We start from the raw sequence: 17,965 nt of genomic DNA, 5'->3' as shown, positions 1-17,965 counted from the left end.
CGGGTCTCTCTGCTGGAGTGGAGACTGCTAGAGAGTCGTACGATCGACTGAGAGTGCGCAAAACCGGCGCGCTGGGGGCATAGAGCATGAGACGCATCGTAGCGATAGGGGCACTGGTCGTAGCGGCGACCCTGGGAGTAGAGCAGGCGCTGGCGCAGAATCTTGGCGGCGGCCGTCAGATCGATTTTAATATCCACGACGATGCAGCAGAAATTGCGGCCTTGTTCCCTTTAACCATGGATGGGGCGTACCGAGGGTTTGGCGTCTTTTTTAATGACGACAGCGACTTCGTGCTCAGCGGGAAGGCGCACGTTCTCGGTGGGCCAGCTGAAGGGTTTAGCCCGCTTGAGCTTGGGGCTGGTGCCAAGGGGGTGATTTTCAAATCCAACGATACGAAACAGACGGGGAGCGCGCTGGCGCTCGGTGGCTCGGCCCGTTTCGGCATCATGGGGCAGATCCCTCAGGCGATGCTATTTCAGCTCCATATAGCACCGAATATTACCTCCTTCGGGCGAGCCGAACGCTATTACGAGGGGATCATTCGCTACGAGCTGGAGATGACTCAACACGCGGCCGGCTATCTCGGTTTTCGTTATCTGCGGGTGCATATGCGCGGTGGGCGCGCGACTTTCGATAACGGTCTGCACATTGGGGTGACTTTCCGCTTCTGAAAATGCTAAGAAGACGCAATAGGCGGCGCTTGCAACAGCAGGCTCAGCGTCTGCGCCCAGTTTTTTGCTGTTCCCTACCCTCCCCCCTAAAGGACCAGATAGAGGCCGATTGTAACCAGCAACAGGGAGAAGGCGAGCTTCAAGGTACGATTGCTCAGCCGATGGCAGACCCGCACCGCCAACCCGGCAGTAAGCAGGCTGCCGAGAACGATCGCAGCGAAGGCGGGCCAGTAGATGAATCCGCTGCTGCCAGCCGGCAGCGCCTCCTGGACCGGCTGACCGATGAGGGCAAAGCCGATTGCCCCGCAAGCGGCCAGCGGTACGGCGCAGGCGCTCGAGGTGGCAATGGCGTTCCTCAGAGCCAGTCCCTGCCAGGCTAGGTAGGGGACGGTCAGCGTGCCGCCGCCGACACCGAACAGCGCCGAGACCGTGCCAATCGACATCCCGACGGGCAGATCGAAGCGAGTGTGCCGCTGAGCGCCCCCTTCTTGGGGGGTGCGATCGAGCGCTAGATGGATCGCAATAGCGATCAAAAAGAGCCCGAATAGACGCTCCAGCATTGCTCCACTGATCAGTGTAGCGAGGGCAACGCCGGTACCCGCTCCGAGCAACAAGGGGAGCAGCAGGCGGCGTAGAGCGGCCCCTCTAACCGCGCCGAGGCGGTGGTGTCGGTAAGCGGCGATAGCGGTAATCACAGCGACCGTCGCCAGCGAGGTACCGACCGCCAAATGCATGGCAACTTCACCGGAGACGCCTTGGTGCGTGAAGATGAGCAGGAGCATGGGCACGATGATGATGCCACCACCCACACCAAAAAGCCCCGCGCTGATGCCGGCGGCAGCGCCGATGAGTAGATAGAGGATGAGTTCAAACACGCGCGCTAGTTTCCCGCCAAGTAGTCACTATTGCAACCCTGGTTTAGGCTCCGGTCCACAGCACGCACTGGGGCGCAACCTAAATCGAACCCCTAGCCTAAACTGCGTGGCTCACCAGTGATGATGCGGTGTTACCGTGTCGGTGGTTCGGTTCGTGACGAGCTGCTTGGGCTGCCTGTGCACGACGCCGATTGGGTCGTGGTCGGGGCGACTCCGGGGACCTTAGAGCAGCTCGGCTACCGCCCAGTCGGTAAGGATTTTCCGGTCTTTTTGCATCCGCAGACGCGCGAGGAGTATGCCCTTGCGCGGACTGAACGCAAAGTGGGCGCTGGCTACTGCGGTTTCGCCTTCCACGCCGCACCCGATGTCTCATTGGAGCAAGACTTAGCCCGTCGCGATCTGACGATCAACGCCATGGCGCGCGATGAGCACGGTGCGCTGATCGATCCCTACGGGGGGCGTGAGGATCTGGAGGCAGGCTGGCTGCGCCACGTCACTGCCGCCTTTGCCGAAGACCCGGTGCGGATTCTGCGCCTGGGGCGATTCCTGGCCCGCTTTGCACCGCTCGGGTTTAAGGTCGCTCCCGAGACGTTGGCGCTTTGTCGCGAAATGGTCGCAGCCGGTGAGGTCGACGCTTTGGTGCCAGAGCGGGTCTGGCAGGAGTTGCGGCGCGGTTTGATGGAGCCGGCCCCGCAGTGCATGATCGAGCTGTTGCGCAACTGCGGGGCCTTGGCCAAGATCTTGCCGGAGATCGATGTGCTCTTCTCTGTACCGCAGCGCGCCGATTACCACCCGGAGGGCGATGTCGGCACTCATACGCTCTGTGTGTTGGCTGCCGCTGCCCACCTCGAACTCAGCGAGTCGGCGCGTTTCGCCGCTTTGGTTCACGATGTCGGCAAGGCGCTCACCCCGGCAGCGGAGTGGCCCCGCCACCCGCATCACGATAAAAACGGCGAGCCCGTCGTGGTCGAGTTGTACCGCCGGCTGCGCGTGCCGCGTCAATGCGCCGAGGTGGCCCGCCTAGTGACTCGTTACCACCTGAGTGTGCACCGGGCCTCCGGGATGCGACCCGGGAGCTTGGTGACGCTGCTGGAGCGTCTCGATGCCTTCCGTCGCCCGGAGCGCCTCGAAGCGGTGCTCGGGGCGTGTGAGGCCGATTTTCGTGGGCGCGGCGGCAGTCCCGAACAGATTGCACAGACTGCTGAACGAGTCCCGTACCGCGCCGCAGCAGCGATCCGTCAAGCCTACGCAGCGGCGAGTCCGGTGAGCGCGCGCACCTTTGTCGAACAAGGGTTGCGGGGGCCTGAAATAGGACGCGCGGTACGCGAGGCACGCTGTCAGGCAGTCGCCGCCTCAAGAGACCGCAGCAAGTTCGGTTAGGGGCCAGCGCGGACGCACCGAGAAGTCGAGATCGGCTAGAAGCGGTTCACGGGCGCTTCTGCACAGACGACGATAACCAGCGTAGGCGATCATTGCCGCGTTATCGGTGCAGAGCTCCAAGCGCGGGTAGTGGACACTGAACCCGTCGCACTGGGCCGCGGCGTTGAGCCGTTCGCGCAGGCGGGCGTTGGCACCGACACCGCCGGCGACAATGAGCCGGCGCGACCCGGTCGCCGCCAAGGCCCGTCGGCACTTGATCAGCAGCGTATCGACGACGGCCTCTTGGAAGCCGTAGGCGACATCGGCCCGCAGCGTCGAGATCGCCGTTTCGTCTTTATCGTCTCCACGCTCTTCACCGCCTTCCCCTTCATGCTCCTGCAAGTATTGACGCACTGCTGTCTTTAACCCGCTAAAACTGAAATCGAGCCCGGGCCGCTGGGTCATCGGGCGTGGCAGTTCAACGCCGGGCCGCCCCTGGGCGGCGAGTTTGGCAATAGCCGGCCCCCCTGGGTAGCCGAGTTCGAGCATCCGCGCGACTTTATCGAACGCCTCACCGGCGGCATCATCGACCGACTCGCCAAGCAGTCGGTAGTCGCCTAGGTCAGTGACGTGAACCAACAGGGTGTGTCCGCCGGAGACGAGCAGTGCTACAAAGGGCATCGCGGGAGGATGGGGCTCAAGCAGCGGTGCCAGCAGGTGGCCCTCCATGTGGTGAATTCCGATTGCCGGAATATCAAGCCCCCAGGCCAATGCACGGGCAAAGCCGGCGCCTACCATCAACGCCCCGGGAAGTCCCGGGCCGCGTGTCCAGGCGATACCGTCGAGCTGTGCCACGCTCAAGCCAGCCTCATCGAGAACCTGCTGGGTCAATCCAGGCAACTTGCGAATGTGATCACGGGAAGCGAGTTCGGGGACCACACCACCGTAACGGGCGTGAGCGGCTACTTGGCTATGCAGTGCGTGCGCGAGCAGCCCGTGCTGCCCGCTGTAAAGAGCCGCGGCGGTCTCATCGCACGAGGTCTCGATACCGAGGATCAGGTCCATGCTGGTGCTCTCTGCTCTGGCTCTCTAGCGCCCCAGCGCCTAACAGACCAAAGCCCCCGATGGCAGATGCCAACGGGGGCTGGTCGAAGCGATTGGTGCGCTAGGCACCGATAATAGACGCCGGGGGCATTACATCATGCCGCCCATACCGCCCATACCGCCCATATCGCCCATACCACCGGCGCCATCGCCATCGTCCTTCTTCGGCATCTCTGCGACCATGGCTTCCGTGGTCAGCATCAGTGCAGCCACCGAGGCGGCATTTTGCAGCGCCGTGCGGGTCACCTTGGTCGGATCGAGCACGCCCTGCTGAACCAGGTCGCCGTACTCACCGGTCGCCACATTGTAGCCGAAGTGGCCGGTGCCTTCGCGGACCTTGTTGACGACGACCGAGGCGTCCTCACCGGCGTTGCTCACCAGTTGGCGCAGCGGCTCCTCCATGGCGCGACGCACCAGGGCGATCCCTTGCGTCTGCTCGTCGTTCTCGCCGCTGAGCCCCTCCAAGGAGGCCAGCGCACGGAGCAGCGCCGTACCACCACCGGCGACGATCCCCTCTTCGACCGCCGCACGGGTCGCGTGCAGGGCATCTTCGACGCGCGCCTTCTTCTCCTTCATCTCGACCTCGGTCGCCGCCCCGACCTTGATCACGGCGACACCACCGACGAGCTTAGCAACACGCTCTTGCAGCTTCTCTTTGTCGTAGTCGGAGGTCGTGTCCTCGATCTGCTGCCGGATCTGATCGACACGGGACTTGATGTCGTCTTGGCGACCGGCACCACCGACAATCGTCGTCTCTTCCTTCGAGACCTGCACCTTCTTCGCGCTGCCCAGGTCATCAATGGTGGCGTTCTCGAGGGTCATCCCGACCTCTTCGGAGATCACCGTACCGCCGGTCAGGATCGCGATATCCTGCAGCATCGCCTTGCGCCGATCGCCAAAGCCCGGGGCCTTGACCGCGCAAACCTTGACGATACCGCGCAGGTGGTTGACCACCAGCGTCGCCAGCGCCTCGCCCTCGACTTCTTCGGAGACGATCAGCAGCGGGCGGTTCTGCTTAGCGACACCCTCAAGCAGCGGCAGCAGATCGCGAATGTTCGAGATCTTCTTATCGTGCAGCAGGATCGCCGCATCTTCGAGCTCGGCGCGCATCGACTGCTGATTGGTCACGAAGTAGGGCGAGAGGTAGCCGCGGTCAAACTGCATGCCCTCGACGACGTCGAGCTCGTTCTCCAGACCGGAGCCCTCTTCGACCGTGATCACGCCCTCTTTGCCGACCTTGTTCATGGCATCGGCAATGATGCGCCCGACCGCGTGATCGGAGTTCGCCGAGATGGTGCCGACCTGAGCGATGGCGTTGTCATCCTCGCACGGCTTCGAGAGCTCATCAGCGATGTACTTGGAGGCCGTCTGCGTCGCCTTTTCGATGCCGCGCTTGAGCTCCATCGGGTTCATGCCGGCGGCGAGCGACTTCATGCCCTCGCGCAGGATCGCTTGCGCCAAGACCGTCGCGGTCGTGGTGCCGTCACCCGCGACATCGGAGGTCTGCGAAGCGACCTCTTTAAGCATCTGCGCGCCCATGTTCTCGAAGTGATCCTCGAGCTCGATCTCCTTCGCCACGGAGACGCCGTCCTTGGTCACGGTCGGCGACCCGAAGCTCTTCTCGAGCACCGCGTTGCGGCCGCGCGGACCGAGGGTAACTTTGACCGCGTTGGCCAGCTTGTTGACGCCGGCCATCATGCGCTGACGAGCGTCGTCGGAGAAGCGAATCTCTTTTGCAGCCATGGTTGGCTCCTCTTAAATAGCCTGTATAGCTCGGTGTTCTGCGATACGTTCTGCGATATTCGGTAGCACTGGGATGCGACGTGACCGGCGCAGCATTGGCTGCTCGCCTAGCGACCGCACCGGACACCCGGGCGGCTCGCTTACCCGCCCGACCCATCGCCCGCTATGCAGCGGCGGCGACGCGTGCTAGGGTGCGCGCGCACGTCTTACTCGAAGACGGCCATGATGTCGTCTTCGCGCATCACCAAGTAGTCTGCACCGTCGATCTTCACCTCAGTACCGGAGTACTTGCCGAAGAGCACCTGGTCGCCAGGGCTGACCTCGACCGGGCGGCGCTCACCGTTGTCGAGCATCTTGCCGTTACCGACGGCGATCACCTTGCCTTTGATCGGCTTCTCGGCCGCCGTATCGGGGATGACGATACCGCCCGGAGAGGTGCGCTCTTCCTCAAGGCGTTGGATAACTACACGGTCGTGCAGGGGACGGATGCTGCTCATCGGTCCACTCTCCCTTGTCTTTGGTTAAGCCTGTTGGCTGTGGATAAGTCTCTCGTATATGGCAACCGGCGGCTCGTTTGTTAGCACTCACCGCTGACGAGTGCTAATCATACTGGATGCGCGCTGCTCGTCAAGGGGCCGGGTTGCTGTCGCGGAGATGTGGACGCCGGTGGTACAATTCAAGGGTCGTGATGTACGAAGAAGAGGCCGTAGAACAGGAGGAGCCGATGGCGAGCTTGCACTACGTGGTCTTGTGCACCTGCCCGGATCAAGAGACCGCGCGCCGCCTAGCCGGGGGCGCGGTCGAGGCCAGCCTAGCGGCCTGTGTCAATATCGTCTCGGGGATCAGTTCGGTCTTCTACTGGGAGGGGGCCGTCCAAGAGGAGGCCGAGTGGCTGCTGGTCATCAAGACCAGCGACGTCGCCTACAGCGAGCTCGAGTCCTACCTACAGGCGAACCACCCGTACGATCTGCCGGAGATCATCGCCTGCCCGATCGAAAAGGGCCTCAGCGGCTTTTTGGAGTGGATCAGCGCTGAGACGCGACACCGGCCGCGCTCTGCAGCATCAGGGAAGGAGTGAGGCCGAGATGACGAGAACGCTGCTCGTGGTTCTCTTGAGCGCGCTGCTACTGTTGACTAGCGCGACCGCCTCCGCCGGACTGAAACCGGTCGAGGAGGCGTTTCCGTTCCAGATTGAACAGATCGCCGAGAACCGCCTGGTCGCCACCTGGCAGATCGCTCCCGATCACTACCTCTATCGCCACGCCTTAGACTTCTCGCTGGAGGATGGCGACAACGAGATCACCGACGTCACCATCCCCGAAGGCGAGAAGCACCACGATGAGTTCTTCGGCGAGGTGCAGATCTACCGCGACTTTCTGCAGGTTCACATCGAGACGTCGCAGCCGCTCTCCGAAAGTGCGCTGCTGCGGGCTGAGTTTCAAGGCTGCAATGAGCCACGGGCGCTCTGTTACCCGCCGAGCGTCGCCGAGGCCCGACTCGACGATCCAAGCACGGTCACCGTCTCGGGGGGTCGAGGCCCTGGCAGTGGCGGTAGCGATCCGCTCACGGGATTGCTGGCCGGCGGCAGCCTCTGGGCGGTCCTTGGCGGTTTTTTCCTCGCCGGGCTCGCACTCGCCTTCACCGCCTGTCTCTACCCGATGATCCCGATCCTCTCCGGTCTGATCGTCGGCGCCGGACGCGCTGGCGAACGCCCCGGCACAGGCCGTGCGCTGTGGCTCTCCTTCGTTTACGTCCAAGCGGTCGCCATCACCTACGCCGGCGCCGGCGCACTCGCTGGGCTCTCGGGGCGCGCGATCCAGGCCGATCTGCAAGGGCCGCTGGTGACCGGGCTCTTTAGCACGCTCTTCGTCCTGCTCGCGCTGGCCATGTTCGGACTCTACAACCTACAAGTGCCGGCAGCACTGCAGAGTCGACTCCAGAACGCCTCAAGCCGCTTGCCGGGCGGACAGGTCGCCGGCGTGGCGGCCATGGGGGTGCTCTCGACCTTGATCGTCGGGGCCTGTTCGGGGCCGGCACTCGTCGCCGCCCTCGCCTTTATCGGCAACACCGGTGAGGTTGCCCTGGGGGCGGGGGCACTCTACGTGATGGCGCTCGGTATGGGGGCGCCGCTGCTCCTGGTCGGGACCGCCGCCGGGCGCTGGATGCCGCGCTCCGGCCCGTGGATGGAGGCCGTTAAACAGGCCTTCGGCTTTGTCTTCCTGGGCGTAGCGCTCTGGATGGCTGCGCGCTTCATGCCCTCTTGGCTGGAACTGCTGGCCTGGGGCCTCTTACTCCTGGCGGCTGCCGGCTGGCTGGCCTGGCGCCTGCGCCGTGCTCAGCCCCCAACGGCCGAGGCTACGCCCCGCCCGGCCACACCAGGGGCCACACCAAGGGTGCTCGGATGGAGCCTAACGGCGCTCATCGCCCTGGCCGGTGGTGCCCAACTGCTCGGGGCGGCGACTGGGGCGAGCGACCCGCTGCGCCCGTGGGCGGTGCTCACCGGCGACGATCGAGCACAGGCGCGAGCGCAGGTGCTCGCGGAGTGGCAGACCCTCCACGGCGGCGAACCGGCGCTGCGCGAGGCGCTGTCCGCGGCCGCCGCCGAGGGACGCCCAGCCATCGTCGAAATCACGGCCGATTGGTGTGTCTACTGCATCCAACTCGAAGAACGCACCCTGCCGGCGCAGCAAGTCCGCGAAGCGCTTGAGGGGGTCGAGAAGCTGCGCGTCGACATCACCGCGATGAGCGCTGAGGATCAAGAGCTGCTGCGCGTGCGTGAAGCCTATCTGCCGCCGGCCATCCTCTTTTTCGATGCCAGCGGCGAAGAGCTGCGCGACTACCGGATCGCCGGGTTTAAAGGGCCGGATGAGTTTGCCGAGCAGGCCCGGGCCGCCTTTGAGCGCTAGCAGAGGCGCTCCGCGCTCGGTCTCGCCGTTGTACGTTCCGCTCCGTTGCCCGGCCACTTAGCGCCCGCAGCAGGGGCCGTAAGGCCTAGGGGAGTGACCGGCTGCGGTACCGACCGCGTAAGACACCCCGCGATGGGGAATCTTGCTGACGTCGGTCTGCTAGAGCGGAACGACCCGCAAGATGGAGGCCGGACCGGTGTAGGCCCGCCACAGTTCGGCGTAGGTCTCGCCACACAGTGGGTGGCGAGCCTCCGGGGCAAGCTCGGCGAGCGGACGCAGGACAAAGTCGTACTCCAAGATCTCCGCGCGTGGCAAGCTCACTTCAGGGGTGGTGATAACCTGATCGCCCCACGCCACCAGATCGAGATCAAGCGTACGGGCGGCGAATTTCCCACCGCCGCGCGTGCGACCGTGCGCCTGCTCGAGCTGCCGCAACACCTCAAGCACCTCGGCGAGCGACTCCCTCGCCTCAAAGGCGGCCGCGAGGTTATAGAACGCCTCACCGGCGAAGCCGACCGCGGCACTCTCGTAGACCGGTGAAAAACGCACATCGGGCCAACGCGCCCGCAGCTCCAGCATAGCCTGCTGGATGTGGTACTCGCGTGCGATGTTGCTGCCGATACTCAGGTAGGCGATTGGCACAAGACTTCCTAAAGCGCTTCCAGACGCTGCCCCCGTTCGATCACCACCCCGACATCCTCGGCACCGCGCAAGGCACCGGGTTTGCTGACCGAGAGGCGCACCCAGGGGACGGCAAACTCACTGCGGACGATGGCAGCGACCTGCTCAGCCAGGGTCTCGACGAGCAGGAACTCGCTTTCGCCGACAAAGGCGATCAGTCGCTTGCTCAGCGCCTTGTAGTCGAGCGCATCGTCGATCGAATCACTCGCCGCGGCGCTCGCAACATCGGCCGCCATCTCAAGATCGAGGCGTACGCGCTGGCGAATCCGTCGCTCCCAGTCGAAGATACCGATCACGGTCTCGATCTCTAGTCCGCGGATGAAGATACGATCCATTCCTGTCGGCCTCCAGCCCCCTTGGCTTGCCCTTCGCTGACCTGCAGTCAAACTCTACCGGTCGGTGGCTTCCTTGCGCAGTATGCCGATGGAAGCCCGGAAATTCTACGGATCGTCTGCGTTTCGATCGTCGACGTACCGATCAGCGATCTCCCTCTCTCTCAAGCGGCGCATCAAGCGGCGCAGCAACATCGCGCTTCGGCACCACCGCAAAGGCGTGTGCGGTAAAGGCCGGCAGCGCAACGTTGCGGGTGATCACGGTGACCTCAAGGCTGTGAGCGCCGGTGCCGAGTTCGGCGAGGGTTTCGGCCTCAAGGCGCAGGCGCCAGCGTCCCGGGTCGTCGCTACTCTCGATAGCGCCCTGTGTATGGAGCTCGTCGTCACCATCGAAGAGCATGTAGCGGGCCTGCTCAATCTCCTCCTCGGGATAGGGCTCGCCGGCGAAGGTGATCGTCAGTTCGAGTTCGACGTCGTCTCCGAGCTCAATCACCAGCGGTCCATCGAGGGCGAGCTCGGGGATGCGCGGCTCGGTAAAGCGCAGCCACTTATCAGCCGCGTCTGGGAAGTTCGGGTTGCGCCGCAAGATCAGCGTCCCCTCGACCGGACGCACTGAGGCGAGATAGAAGGGTCCATCTCCGACCCAAAAGTGACGGTGCTCCGCGAACCAGGCCAGCAGCGCAGCGTGGCGCTCGGCCACTTCACCCTCGCGCATGAAGGGCGCAAGGGTCTCAGGGAAGGGGAAGCGATCGACCGCCGCCGCCGAGCGCAGATAGCCGTGCAGGATCTCCAGACTTGGACCGGAGACCAGATTCATCCACTCCACCCCCTGCTGATCGGCCTTGGTCGATGAGAAGGCCAGCTCGCCCCGGCTCTCGGCCTCCATACCGAGCTGGAGCACATGCCACGGCATCAGGCTCGGGGCGCGCTGCGCGGCCAGAAACTCGGCATCCGGGAAGATCTGATCGCCGTAGACCTCGACCACCAGCGGGTCGGTGCCGCGGATGCGCCAGCCGCGAAAGTGCTCGCGGTAGACCTCAAAGCTCGGTCGGTGGCTGGCATCAAAGAGGGGGCTCTCTTCATCGGCCCGCTCGAAGGTAAGCAGCCACGGCAGGATCATATCGGCCAGCGAGATCGGGGAGCCGTCGTGCCACTGCCGCTCTAGGTAGCCCTCTTCGTAGTGAAGGACGGTGCGAGCACGGGCGCGCAGCCCCTCCGGGTAGCGCTCGCCGACGGTCTCGATTTCGCCTGCTTCAGGATCCCACGCGATCCAGGCGTCCTCCGGCACTTCGATCCGATCTTGAAACTCCAACTCGACCCAAGGAAGGGTGCGCTGCACAGGGCTGTCGGTCTCGACCGTGACCTCGGCACGCTCGATTCGCTGCGGGTGATAGAGCCCGGTGAAGGGGTCGGGTAGAACCGCGGAGTCGCGCAAGCCGCGCTGAATCATGGTGTCGTAGATCCAGTTGCTGCCGGCGAGCAGGTTCCACGGCTCGGTCAGCATGCTCGGAGTGGCGACAATGACCCGGCCGCCGATCTGATCACGAAACCGCACCGTGTAGGGCCACAGCGCTGACCCGGCAATCCCACCGGCAAGGTCGGCGCCGAGCTCGAGCGAGCTGGCGTGGGGGGTGACACTGGTCTGATCGACCAACCAGAGGCGGGCTGAGTTCTCCATCGCCAGCTCGATGCCGCGGGCCAGCAATTCGCGTCGCTGCTCCAGACTGGTGAAGTCACGCCGCTCCAAGCGCTCGGCGATCTCAGCCAGCTCCGGGCCGGGTTCGTAGGCCTGCCACAGGGCTGAGGGCCGCCCGCGCGGGGTGTAGTAGAAGCTCAGATTGTCACCGGCATCGCGATCAATCACCGGCGAGATCCACGCCCCGGTGTAGATATGCCAGCGCCCGGCGGAAGGATCGGAGGCGATCCAGATACGGGTCGCCTCATCGGCGGTGCGATAGAGCCTCTCGACCCGGAAGCCGAGGTCTTCGAGGCGGTTCGCTATGTAGTCGCCGACCCGCTCGCGGTTATCCTCGGTGCGAATCAAGATGCGCAGAGTAACCGGCCGGTCGCCGTCGAACCAGCGCCCATCGCGGCGCTCGGCGCCGAGTTCGCGCATGCGCTCATCAATGATGGCGGCGGCGCGTGCTGGATCGTAACGGTAGTGGCGCTCGAGTTGACGGGCTGTCGCAGCGAGCAGCGCGTAGTCGGGAAAGGCGGTGTGGATCGGTAGATAGCGCGGGGTCGCCAAGCCGCCGTAAAGCTCCTCGGCGACATAGCGACGGTCAATCAACCAGTTCATCGCCTCGCGAATCGCCCGATCCTCAAAGGGATTGAGCCGCCCGTCGGCCATGGCGGCCGGGTTGAGGGCCAAATCGGCGGTATTGCCGTGCGATAAGTAGTAGTCGACGTTCGGCAGGCGCTGGATCTGGCGGAAGATGGTGGCACTATCGAGGCCCTGGGCGAGTAGGTGGTGGGAGCCGCGCTCAATCAGGGCAGCGACCCGCCCGGGGTCCGATTCGACGGTAAAGACGATCTCATCGACCAGGGCGCCGCGGCGCTCCGCGGCCTCCCCGGGACGCGCTTGAACCGAGTGCGCAGCGTCCCGCTCGGTCTGCTGTGCACCGAGGAAGAGGGTCACGGCGATGGCCCCGGCCAGCGCGGCAAGCAGTGTCAGGGGCAGTGCGGTTCGTAGCGCCATCCGGTTGGTTTCGCTCCTTGGTTTCACCCCGGTCTCACCCGGGTTTCACCCCACAAGTTTCAGGACGGACGGGAAGGGGTGACGGCCACGATGGGTGGTGCTGCTGATGCTGCATCAGAAGCCGGTAAGTTGTCCACTGCAACTGGACAGCTCCCCTCCTTCTGGTGCAGCATCAGCCGGTCTAGTTGACCGCCAGATCAGGAGTCACACCGTGAGTGGCGAATCGCCTCGTCCAGCAGAGAGGGCCCATTCGACAAGCGCCCCCACCGCCGCAGCTGCAGACGATCTTACGGCGACTGCGCCACGCCGCCGCGTCAGTGAGCTGCTGCGTGATTTGCGCCGCCTCGCCCTCTTTGCCGGCAAACGGCTGCTCGCACTGCTGCTCACCGTCTTGATCGGCGTCTATTTGACGATCGTGATCGCTAACATGGGCGGGCAGATCGATGAGCTGCGTCTAGCCCAGATCGAGAACACCGTCGCCGAGGAGATCCGCGCCGATCCTGCCTTTCACGACCTGCCCAGCGAGCGCCGTGAGCAGTTATTGAATGACCGGATGCAGATCGAGATTGAGCGGCTGCGCCTCGATGAGCCCTTTTTGATCCGCAGTGTCGACTATCTGCGCCAAGCGATGCTCCTCGATCTCGGGCGCGCCGAGGAGATGCACAGCGATGCCGGCTCACGGCAGGTCGCACAGATTATTTTGGAGCGGCTGCCGGCCACTTTGCTGCTCTTCGGCACCGCCAATCTGCTGGTCTTCTTCGTCGCCGTCTTCGTCGCCCTTGGGCTATCGCGGCGCTACGGCAGCGCGCTCGATCGCAGCGTCATCGCCCTCGCCCCGAGTTCGGCGGCCCCGGCCTGGTTCTACGGTATCTTTCTGATCCTGCTCTTCGCCTTCGTGGTGCCGCTGTTGCCGCCCGGGGGAATGGTCGCAGCCCCACCACCGAGCGGCGGCTGGGCCTATGCAGCCAGCGTGATCCAGCACATGGCCTTACCGATCGCGGCGATGTTCTTGGCGCAGATCTTTATCTCGATCTACTCGTGGCGCACCTTCTTCCTGATCCACTCGAGTGAGGACTACGTCGAGATGGCGCGGGCGAAGGGCCTGCCGGATGCCCTCGTCGAGCAGCGCTATATCCTGCGCCCGACCCTCTCCCCGATCGTAACGAGCTTCTTGCTGATGCTCATCGGCCTCTGGAGTGGAGCGATCATCCTCGAGCAGGTCTTCAACTGGCCGGGACTCGGCACCCTGCTCTTCGAGGCGATCGGCCATCGCGACACCCCGGTGATCATCGGCTCGGTGGTCATCTTCGCCTATCTACTCGCAGTGACTGTCTTCTTGCTCGACTTTATCTACGCGCTGCTCGACCCGCGCGTGCGCATCGAAGGGGGCTCGGCGTGAGCCCGTGGCGCGACGGGCTGCGCCGCCTGCGCCGCTACCCCTCGGCGCTGCTCGGTGCGCTGATCATCGTGGCGCTGCTAGCAACCGCCGTCTACGCCGTGGTGACCATCCCCTATAGCGAGGCGCAGCGCCTTTGGCGCGGTGGTGATCTGTGGCAAGAGCTGCCGGTCAATGCTGGGCCGGTGTGGGCCGATCGGCTCTTCGGCGGTGACGCCCCGCGCACGCTCCGCATCCCGACCGCCGCTGCGCCGATCGCCGAGGAGGCGTACGAGGGGGTGCGCATCACCGAGCAGCGCCTGACCTTTGACTTTACCTACAGCGAATTCCCGAGCGAGATCAATCTCTTCTTGGGGAGCAGCGGGAGCGACCGACAGCCCTTCGTGCGTGCGACCTGGATCACCCCACAGGGCGAGCAGATCCCGCTCGATGCGCGCCGGATCGGGGCCAACGAGCGAATCTCGATCTCGCAGAATCAGACCCTTGAAGGGCGCCTTGGGGCCCCGCCGCAGATCGGTCTCTTCTCCGCCACCTCGGCGGGGGCCGGGACCGACCAACAAGCGCTTGAGGTGCAGCAAGGGACCTATCAGCTCTTGCTCGAGACGGTGCACTTCGCCGAGACGAGCGAGCTGCACGGCGAGCTGATCGTCTACGGCCAAGTGCACGGCTGGGCCGGTACCGACCATCAGCGCCGCGATCTAAGCGTCGCCCTGCTCTGGGGCACACCGATCGCGCTCGCCTTCGGCTTGATTGCCGCGGTCGGCACAACCGTAACGACGCTGATCATCGCCGCTGCTGGAGTCTGGTTCCGTGGCTGGGTCGATGCCGTGATTCAGCGTCTCACCGAGATCAATATCATCCTGCCGCTGCTGCCGATTCTGGTGATGATCGGCACCCTCTACTCGACCAGCATCTGGCTGATGCTCGGGGTCGTTGTGGTGCTCGGCATCTTCAGCGCCGGGATCAAGATGTATCGTGCGATGCTGCTGCCGATCCGTGAGGCGCCCTACATCACGGCGGCGCAAGCCTACGGGGCGAGCGATCTGCGGATCATTCTCCGCTATATGGTGCCACGTATCCTGCCGGTACTGATCCCGACCTTCGTCACCTTGATTCCCACCTACGTCTTTTTGGAGGCATCGCTGGCGGTGCTCGGCCTCGGCGACCCGATCCTCCCGACCTGGGGCAAGATCCTCTACGATGCCCAAGATCAAAGCGCCCTCTACCACGGCTTTTACTACTGGGTGCTCAGCCCGGCGGCGCTGTTGATGCTCACCGGCCTCGGCTTCGCCCTGCTTGGCTTCGCCCTCGATCGCGTCTTTAACCCCCGTCTGAGGAGCTTGTGATGAGCGCCCCTGCGCTGCTCGAGATTGCCGATCTGCGCCTGAGCTACCGCACCGAGAGCGGTGCAGTACGCGCGGTCGACGGGGTCAATTTGGAGCTGCAGCGTAACGAAGCGCTGGTCGTCCTCGGTGAATCGGGCTGCGGTAAGAGCTCCCTGGCCAAGACGCTGCTGCGTCTGTTACCGCGCAACGCCGTCGCACCAGAGGGCGTCGTGCGACTCGACGGCGAAGATATCCTCGGCTATAGCGAGGAGCGCTTTCGCCGCGAAGTCCGCTGGGTGCGCATCGCCTTGGTGATGCAGGCGGCGATGAACGCCCTGAACCCCGTCATCCGCGTCGGCGAACAAGTCGCCGAACCGCTGCGCATCCACCGCGGCTGGTCGCGCCGCCGGGCCCTGGAGCGCGCCGCCGAGGCCTTTAGCGAGGTCGGCATCGCCACCGATTTTCTCTCCCGCTATCCGCACGAGCTCTCCGGCGGGATGCGACAGCGTGCAGTCATCGCCATGGCGCTGGTCACCGAACCCGATATCGTGCTCCTCGATGAGCCGACCTCGGCGCTCGATGTCCTAACCCAAGCCGCGATCATGAACGTGCTCAAGCGGATTAAGGCAGAGCGCGGCATGAGCTTTATCTTGATTACCCACGATGTCGCCACCTCGAGCGAACTCGCCGACCGCGTCGCCCTGATGTACGCCGGACAGATCGTCGAAGAGGCCGCCGCCGAGCGCTTTTTCACCGCCCCGGCCCACCCCTACTCGCAGATGCTGATGGCCGCGGTGCCCAAACTCCACCAACAGCAGCCGCCGCGCCCCATCCCCGGACGCCCGCCGAGCCTCCTCGACCCGCCCGCCGGCTGCCGTTTTGCAGCGCGCTGTCCGCAGCGCATCGACCGCTGCAGTGAGGCGCCGCCGAGCACGACACTGGCCCCGCGCCACCGCAGCCGCTGCTGGTTGCACGCAGGAGGGAAGCGATGAGGCGTACCACATCGGTTAGCGAGACGCCAGGCAGCGAGAAACCGGGCAGCGAGAGGTCGATTGGCGAAAGACCGGGCAACCCGAGCGCCGGCGTCGCCACTGCGACCAGAGGCACGGTGGCGACCGGCGGCGTTGAGGCCACAGGCACAGGCGCGGTGACGACTGGCGGTGCTGCGACGCCGACTGCGCCGACTTATCAGCAACCGCATCAGCCGTTGCTGACGGTCGAGGCGCTGCAGACCCACTTTGAGCTGCGCCAATGGGGCTTTCTACGGGTCGGTTCGGTGCGCGCAGTCGACGGCGTCAGCTTTACCCTTGATCATGGCGAATCGGCCACCATCGTCGGCGAGAGCGGCTGTGGCAAGAGTTCGCTGGCCCGCACCCTGCTCGGTCTCCACCGCCCGACTGCGGGCCGGGTCACCTTCGCCGGCACCGATCTAGCGACACTGCGCGGCCGCGCCTTAAAGGCGTATCGCGCCGCTGTCGGTTACGTCCAGCAAGACCCCTACGGCGCCCTGCCGCCCTTTATGAAGATTCGCCGGATTCTCGAAGAGCCGCTGATCGTTCACGGCGTCGGCACCCGTCGGGCGCGTGAGGAGCGGATCGCCGCCGCACTCGAAGAGGTCGGGCTGGAACCGGCGCACGAGACGTGGCAGAAGTTTCCTCACCAACTCAGCGGCGGACAGCAGCAGCGCGTCGTCATCGCCCGCGCCCTGCTGCTGCGCCCGAAGTTGATCATCGCCGATGAGCCGGTCTCGATGCTCGATGCCTCGGTGCGGGCCGAGATCCTCGAACTGCTGCGTACCATTCAGCGCCAGCACCGCCTCGCGCTGCTCTACATCACGCACGATCTCTCAACCGTGCGCCACTACGCCCACCGCGCCATGGTGATGTACGCCGGGCGCATCGTCGAACAGGGGCCGGTCGAACGCCTGCTCGATCGGCCACACCACCCCTACACCCGCGCCCTGCTCGCCGCCTTAGTCGACCCGGATGCGGCCAACGCCCATCAACAGCGCCCCATCCCGGCCGGTGAACCGCCGAGCCTGCTCCACCCGCCCAGCGGCTGTCGCTTCCATCCGCGTTGCCCCGCGATCATGGTCGGACGCTGCGAGCACTTTGATCCGGAGGAGGCGCATCCACGGCCCGGCCACCGCGTCGCCTGCTGGCTGCACAGTCGCTGATAAATTAGAGAGATTTCCTATAAGCTCACGACACTGACATCAATTTCATTGCTCTCATCCTCGATCAAGGCTCTTACCCTGTCGGACAATCGCTCCGGGGCAAACAGCGCTCACAGAAGAACATGCGTATCCAGCAGGTAGCCTGTCATGAGTTCAGCAATTCCTCATCACTCATCTCGAAATCATACAGTTCCACGCCTTCGCCAGCCAACAATCCTAGGCGCTTTTTGGGCCTTAGTCGTGGTGGCTCGGATACGGACTTTCTACGCTGTTTAATGAAGAGGGCAAAATCCAATACCTCTTGCATGGCTTCAGCCGGCATATCATGCAGCTCTTTAATAATCGCCTTTTCTATCATCGCTGTGTTCATCGCGCGGCACCTCAAGTCAGTCAAGCGCCTTCAAAGCAAACCCCACCTTGGCCAGGTTATTCCGAATTCGCGTATCCGATGCCCCTCCCTGCGCCATCTGCAAAGATGCACGGCCAGATTAGCGGCGCTATGCGAATCCCCGCAAGGGGGATTCCCTCACTCGCCGTCCGCGGTGACGAACCGGTAGGTGGCATGGCAGGCGACACAGCTGTTCTGAATCTGCGCCAACTGTCGCTGCGCCTGCCTAGGGTCGCCTTGTTCTCGAGCGTCGACCGCCAACTGCTGAAAGGCCCGATGCATATCGTGCATCATCTCGCGATAAGCGGTCG

Annotated in this window: 17 protein-coding genes; 8 read left to right on the top strand and 9 right to left on the bottom strand. The window is 64.3% G+C overall.

Features of this window, described 5'->3' with window-relative positions:
- Positions 1-86: 86 nt before the first annotated feature.
- Complete coding sequence (locus CKO15_RS03600; RefSeq protein WP_200192598.1) at positions 87-671, top strand: YfaZ family outer membrane protein; 585 nt, start codon at positions 87-89, stop codon at positions 669-671.
- A gap of 86 nt (positions 672-757) precedes the next feature.
- On the opposite strand, the gene CKO15_RS03595 is transcribed toward CKO15_RS03600, so the two are convergent.
- Positions 758-1,546, bottom strand: a complete 789-nt coding sequence (locus tag CKO15_RS03595) for a TSUP family transporter (RefSeq protein WP_200192596.1) — start codon at positions 1,544-1,546, stop codon at positions 758-760.
- Positions 1,547-1,669: 123 nt separating this feature from the next.
- Here CKO15_RS03595 and CKO15_RS03590 point away from each other — a divergent pair, with 123 nt between their 5' ends.
- Positions 1,670-2,926: a multifunctional CCA addition/repair protein gene (locus CKO15_RS03590; protein WP_200192690.1), complete on the top strand. Its 1,257-nt coding sequence runs from the start codon at positions 1,670-1,672 to the stop codon at positions 2,924-2,926.
- Here CKO15_RS03590 and tsaD read toward each other — a convergent pair.
- From tsaD to groES, 3 genes are all read right to left on the bottom strand, one after another.
- On the bottom strand, positions 2,900-3,970 hold the full coding sequence (gene tsaD / locus CKO15_RS03585) for a tRNA (adenosine(37)-N6)-threonylcarbamoyltransferase complex transferase subunit TsaD (RefSeq protein ID WP_200192593.1): 1,071 nt from the start codon (positions 3,968-3,970) through the stop codon (positions 2,900-2,902). The genes CKO15_RS03590 and tsaD overlap by 27 nt on opposite strands.
- Before the next feature lie 129 nt (positions 3,971-4,099).
- A complete protein-coding gene (gene groL / locus CKO15_RS03580; protein ID WP_200192591.1) occupies positions 4,100-5,752 on the bottom strand; it encodes a chaperonin GroEL in 1,653 nt (550 codons plus the stop codon).
- Between the two features lie 206 nt (positions 5,753-5,958).
- The gene (gene groES, locus CKO15_RS03575) at positions 5,959-6,249 is read right to left on the bottom strand and encodes a co-chaperone GroES (protein WP_200192589.1); all 291 of its coding nucleotides are present in this window, start codon (positions 6,247-6,249) and stop codon (positions 5,959-5,961) included.
- A 191-nt stretch (positions 6,250-6,440) separates the two neighbouring features.
- On the opposite strand from groES, the gene cutA reads away from it, so the two are divergent.
- Positions 6,441-6,830: a divalent-cation tolerance protein CutA gene (gene cutA / locus CKO15_RS03570; protein ID WP_242464536.1), complete on the top strand. Its 390-nt coding sequence runs from the start codon at positions 6,441-6,443 to the stop codon at positions 6,828-6,830.
- Between the two features lie 7 nt (positions 6,831-6,837).
- Positions 6,838-8,658 (top strand): protein-disulfide reductase DsbD, encoded by a 1,821-nt coding sequence (dsbD, locus tag CKO15_RS03565; RefSeq protein WP_200192587.1) that lies wholly within the window; start codon positions 6,838-6,840, stop codon positions 8,656-8,658.
- 159 nt (positions 8,659-8,817) lie between these two features.
- On the opposite strand, the gene folK is transcribed toward dsbD, so the two are convergent.
- The 3 genes from folK to CKO15_RS03550 form a co-directional block, all read right to left on the bottom strand.
- On the bottom strand, positions 8,818-9,300 hold the full coding sequence (gene folK / locus CKO15_RS03560; RefSeq protein WP_200192585.1) for a 2-amino-4-hydroxy-6-hydroxymethyldihydropteridine diphosphokinase: 483 nt from the start codon (positions 9,298-9,300) through the stop codon (positions 8,818-8,820).
- 8 nt (positions 9,301-9,308) lie between these two features.
- Positions 9,309-9,674, bottom strand: a complete 366-nt coding sequence (gene folB, locus CKO15_RS03555; RefSeq protein WP_200192583.1) for a dihydroneopterin aldolase — start codon at positions 9,672-9,674, stop codon at positions 9,309-9,311.
- Between the two features lie 142 nt (positions 9,675-9,816).
- Entirely contained in the window at positions 9,817-12,369 is a 2,553-nt protein-coding gene (locus tag CKO15_RS03550) for an ABC transporter substrate-binding protein (protein ID WP_200192581.1), read from the bottom strand.
- Between the two features lie 322 nt (positions 12,370-12,691).
- Between CKO15_RS03550 and CKO15_RS03545 the strand changes: the two genes are divergently transcribed.
- Genes CKO15_RS03545 through CKO15_RS03530 form a run of 4 tightly spaced genes read left to right on the top strand, consistent with a single transcriptional unit; the run spans position 12,692 to position 17,266 of the window.
- The gene (locus CKO15_RS03545) at positions 12,692-13,768 is read left to right on the top strand and encodes an ABC transporter permease (RefSeq protein WP_200192686.1); all 1,077 of its coding nucleotides are present in this window, start codon (positions 12,692-12,694) and stop codon (positions 13,766-13,768) included.
- Positions 13,765-15,111 (top strand): ABC transporter permease subunit, encoded by a 1,347-nt coding sequence (locus CKO15_RS03540; RefSeq protein ID WP_200192579.1) that lies wholly within the window; start codon positions 13,765-13,767, stop codon positions 15,109-15,111. The genes CKO15_RS03545 and CKO15_RS03540 overlap by 4 nt, the downstream gene beginning before the upstream one ends.
- Entirely contained in the window at positions 15,111-16,082 is a 972-nt protein-coding gene (locus tag CKO15_RS03535; RefSeq protein WP_200192577.1) for an ABC transporter ATP-binding protein, read from the top strand. The genes CKO15_RS03540 and CKO15_RS03535 overlap by 1 nt, the downstream gene beginning before the upstream one ends.
- Complete coding sequence (locus tag CKO15_RS03530) at positions 16,079-17,266, top strand: ABC transporter ATP-binding protein (protein WP_200192575.1); 1,188 nt, start codon at positions 16,079-16,081, stop codon at positions 17,264-17,266. The genes CKO15_RS03535 and CKO15_RS03530 overlap by 4 nt, the downstream gene beginning before the upstream one ends.
- A 145-nt stretch (positions 17,267-17,411) precedes the next feature.
- On the opposite strand, the gene CKO15_RS03525 is transcribed toward CKO15_RS03530, so the two are convergent.
- Together CKO15_RS03525 and CKO15_RS14655 are read right to left on the bottom strand one after the other, a co-directional pair.
- Positions 17,412-17,636 (bottom strand): hypothetical protein, encoded by a 225-nt coding sequence (locus CKO15_RS03525; RefSeq protein WP_200192573.1) that lies wholly within the window; start codon positions 17,634-17,636, stop codon positions 17,412-17,414.
- A gap of 156 nt (positions 17,637-17,792) precedes the next feature.
- Positions 17,793-17,945, bottom strand: coding sequence for a cytochrome c (locus tag CKO15_RS14655; RefSeq protein WP_420842112.1), 153 nt, complete (start codon positions 17,943-17,945; stop codon positions 17,793-17,795).
- Positions 17,946-17,965: the final 20 nt, after the last annotated feature.

The organism is Halorhodospira abdelmalekii, from assembly GCF_016583625.1.
In the GTDB taxonomy this organism is placed as follows: domain Bacteria; phylum Pseudomonadota; class Gammaproteobacteria; order Nitrococcales; family Halorhodospiraceae; genus Halorhodospira; species Halorhodospira abdelmalekii.
Note: the sequence above shows the minus strand (reverse complement) of the source record. Positions and strands in the feature narration are given on the sequence as shown.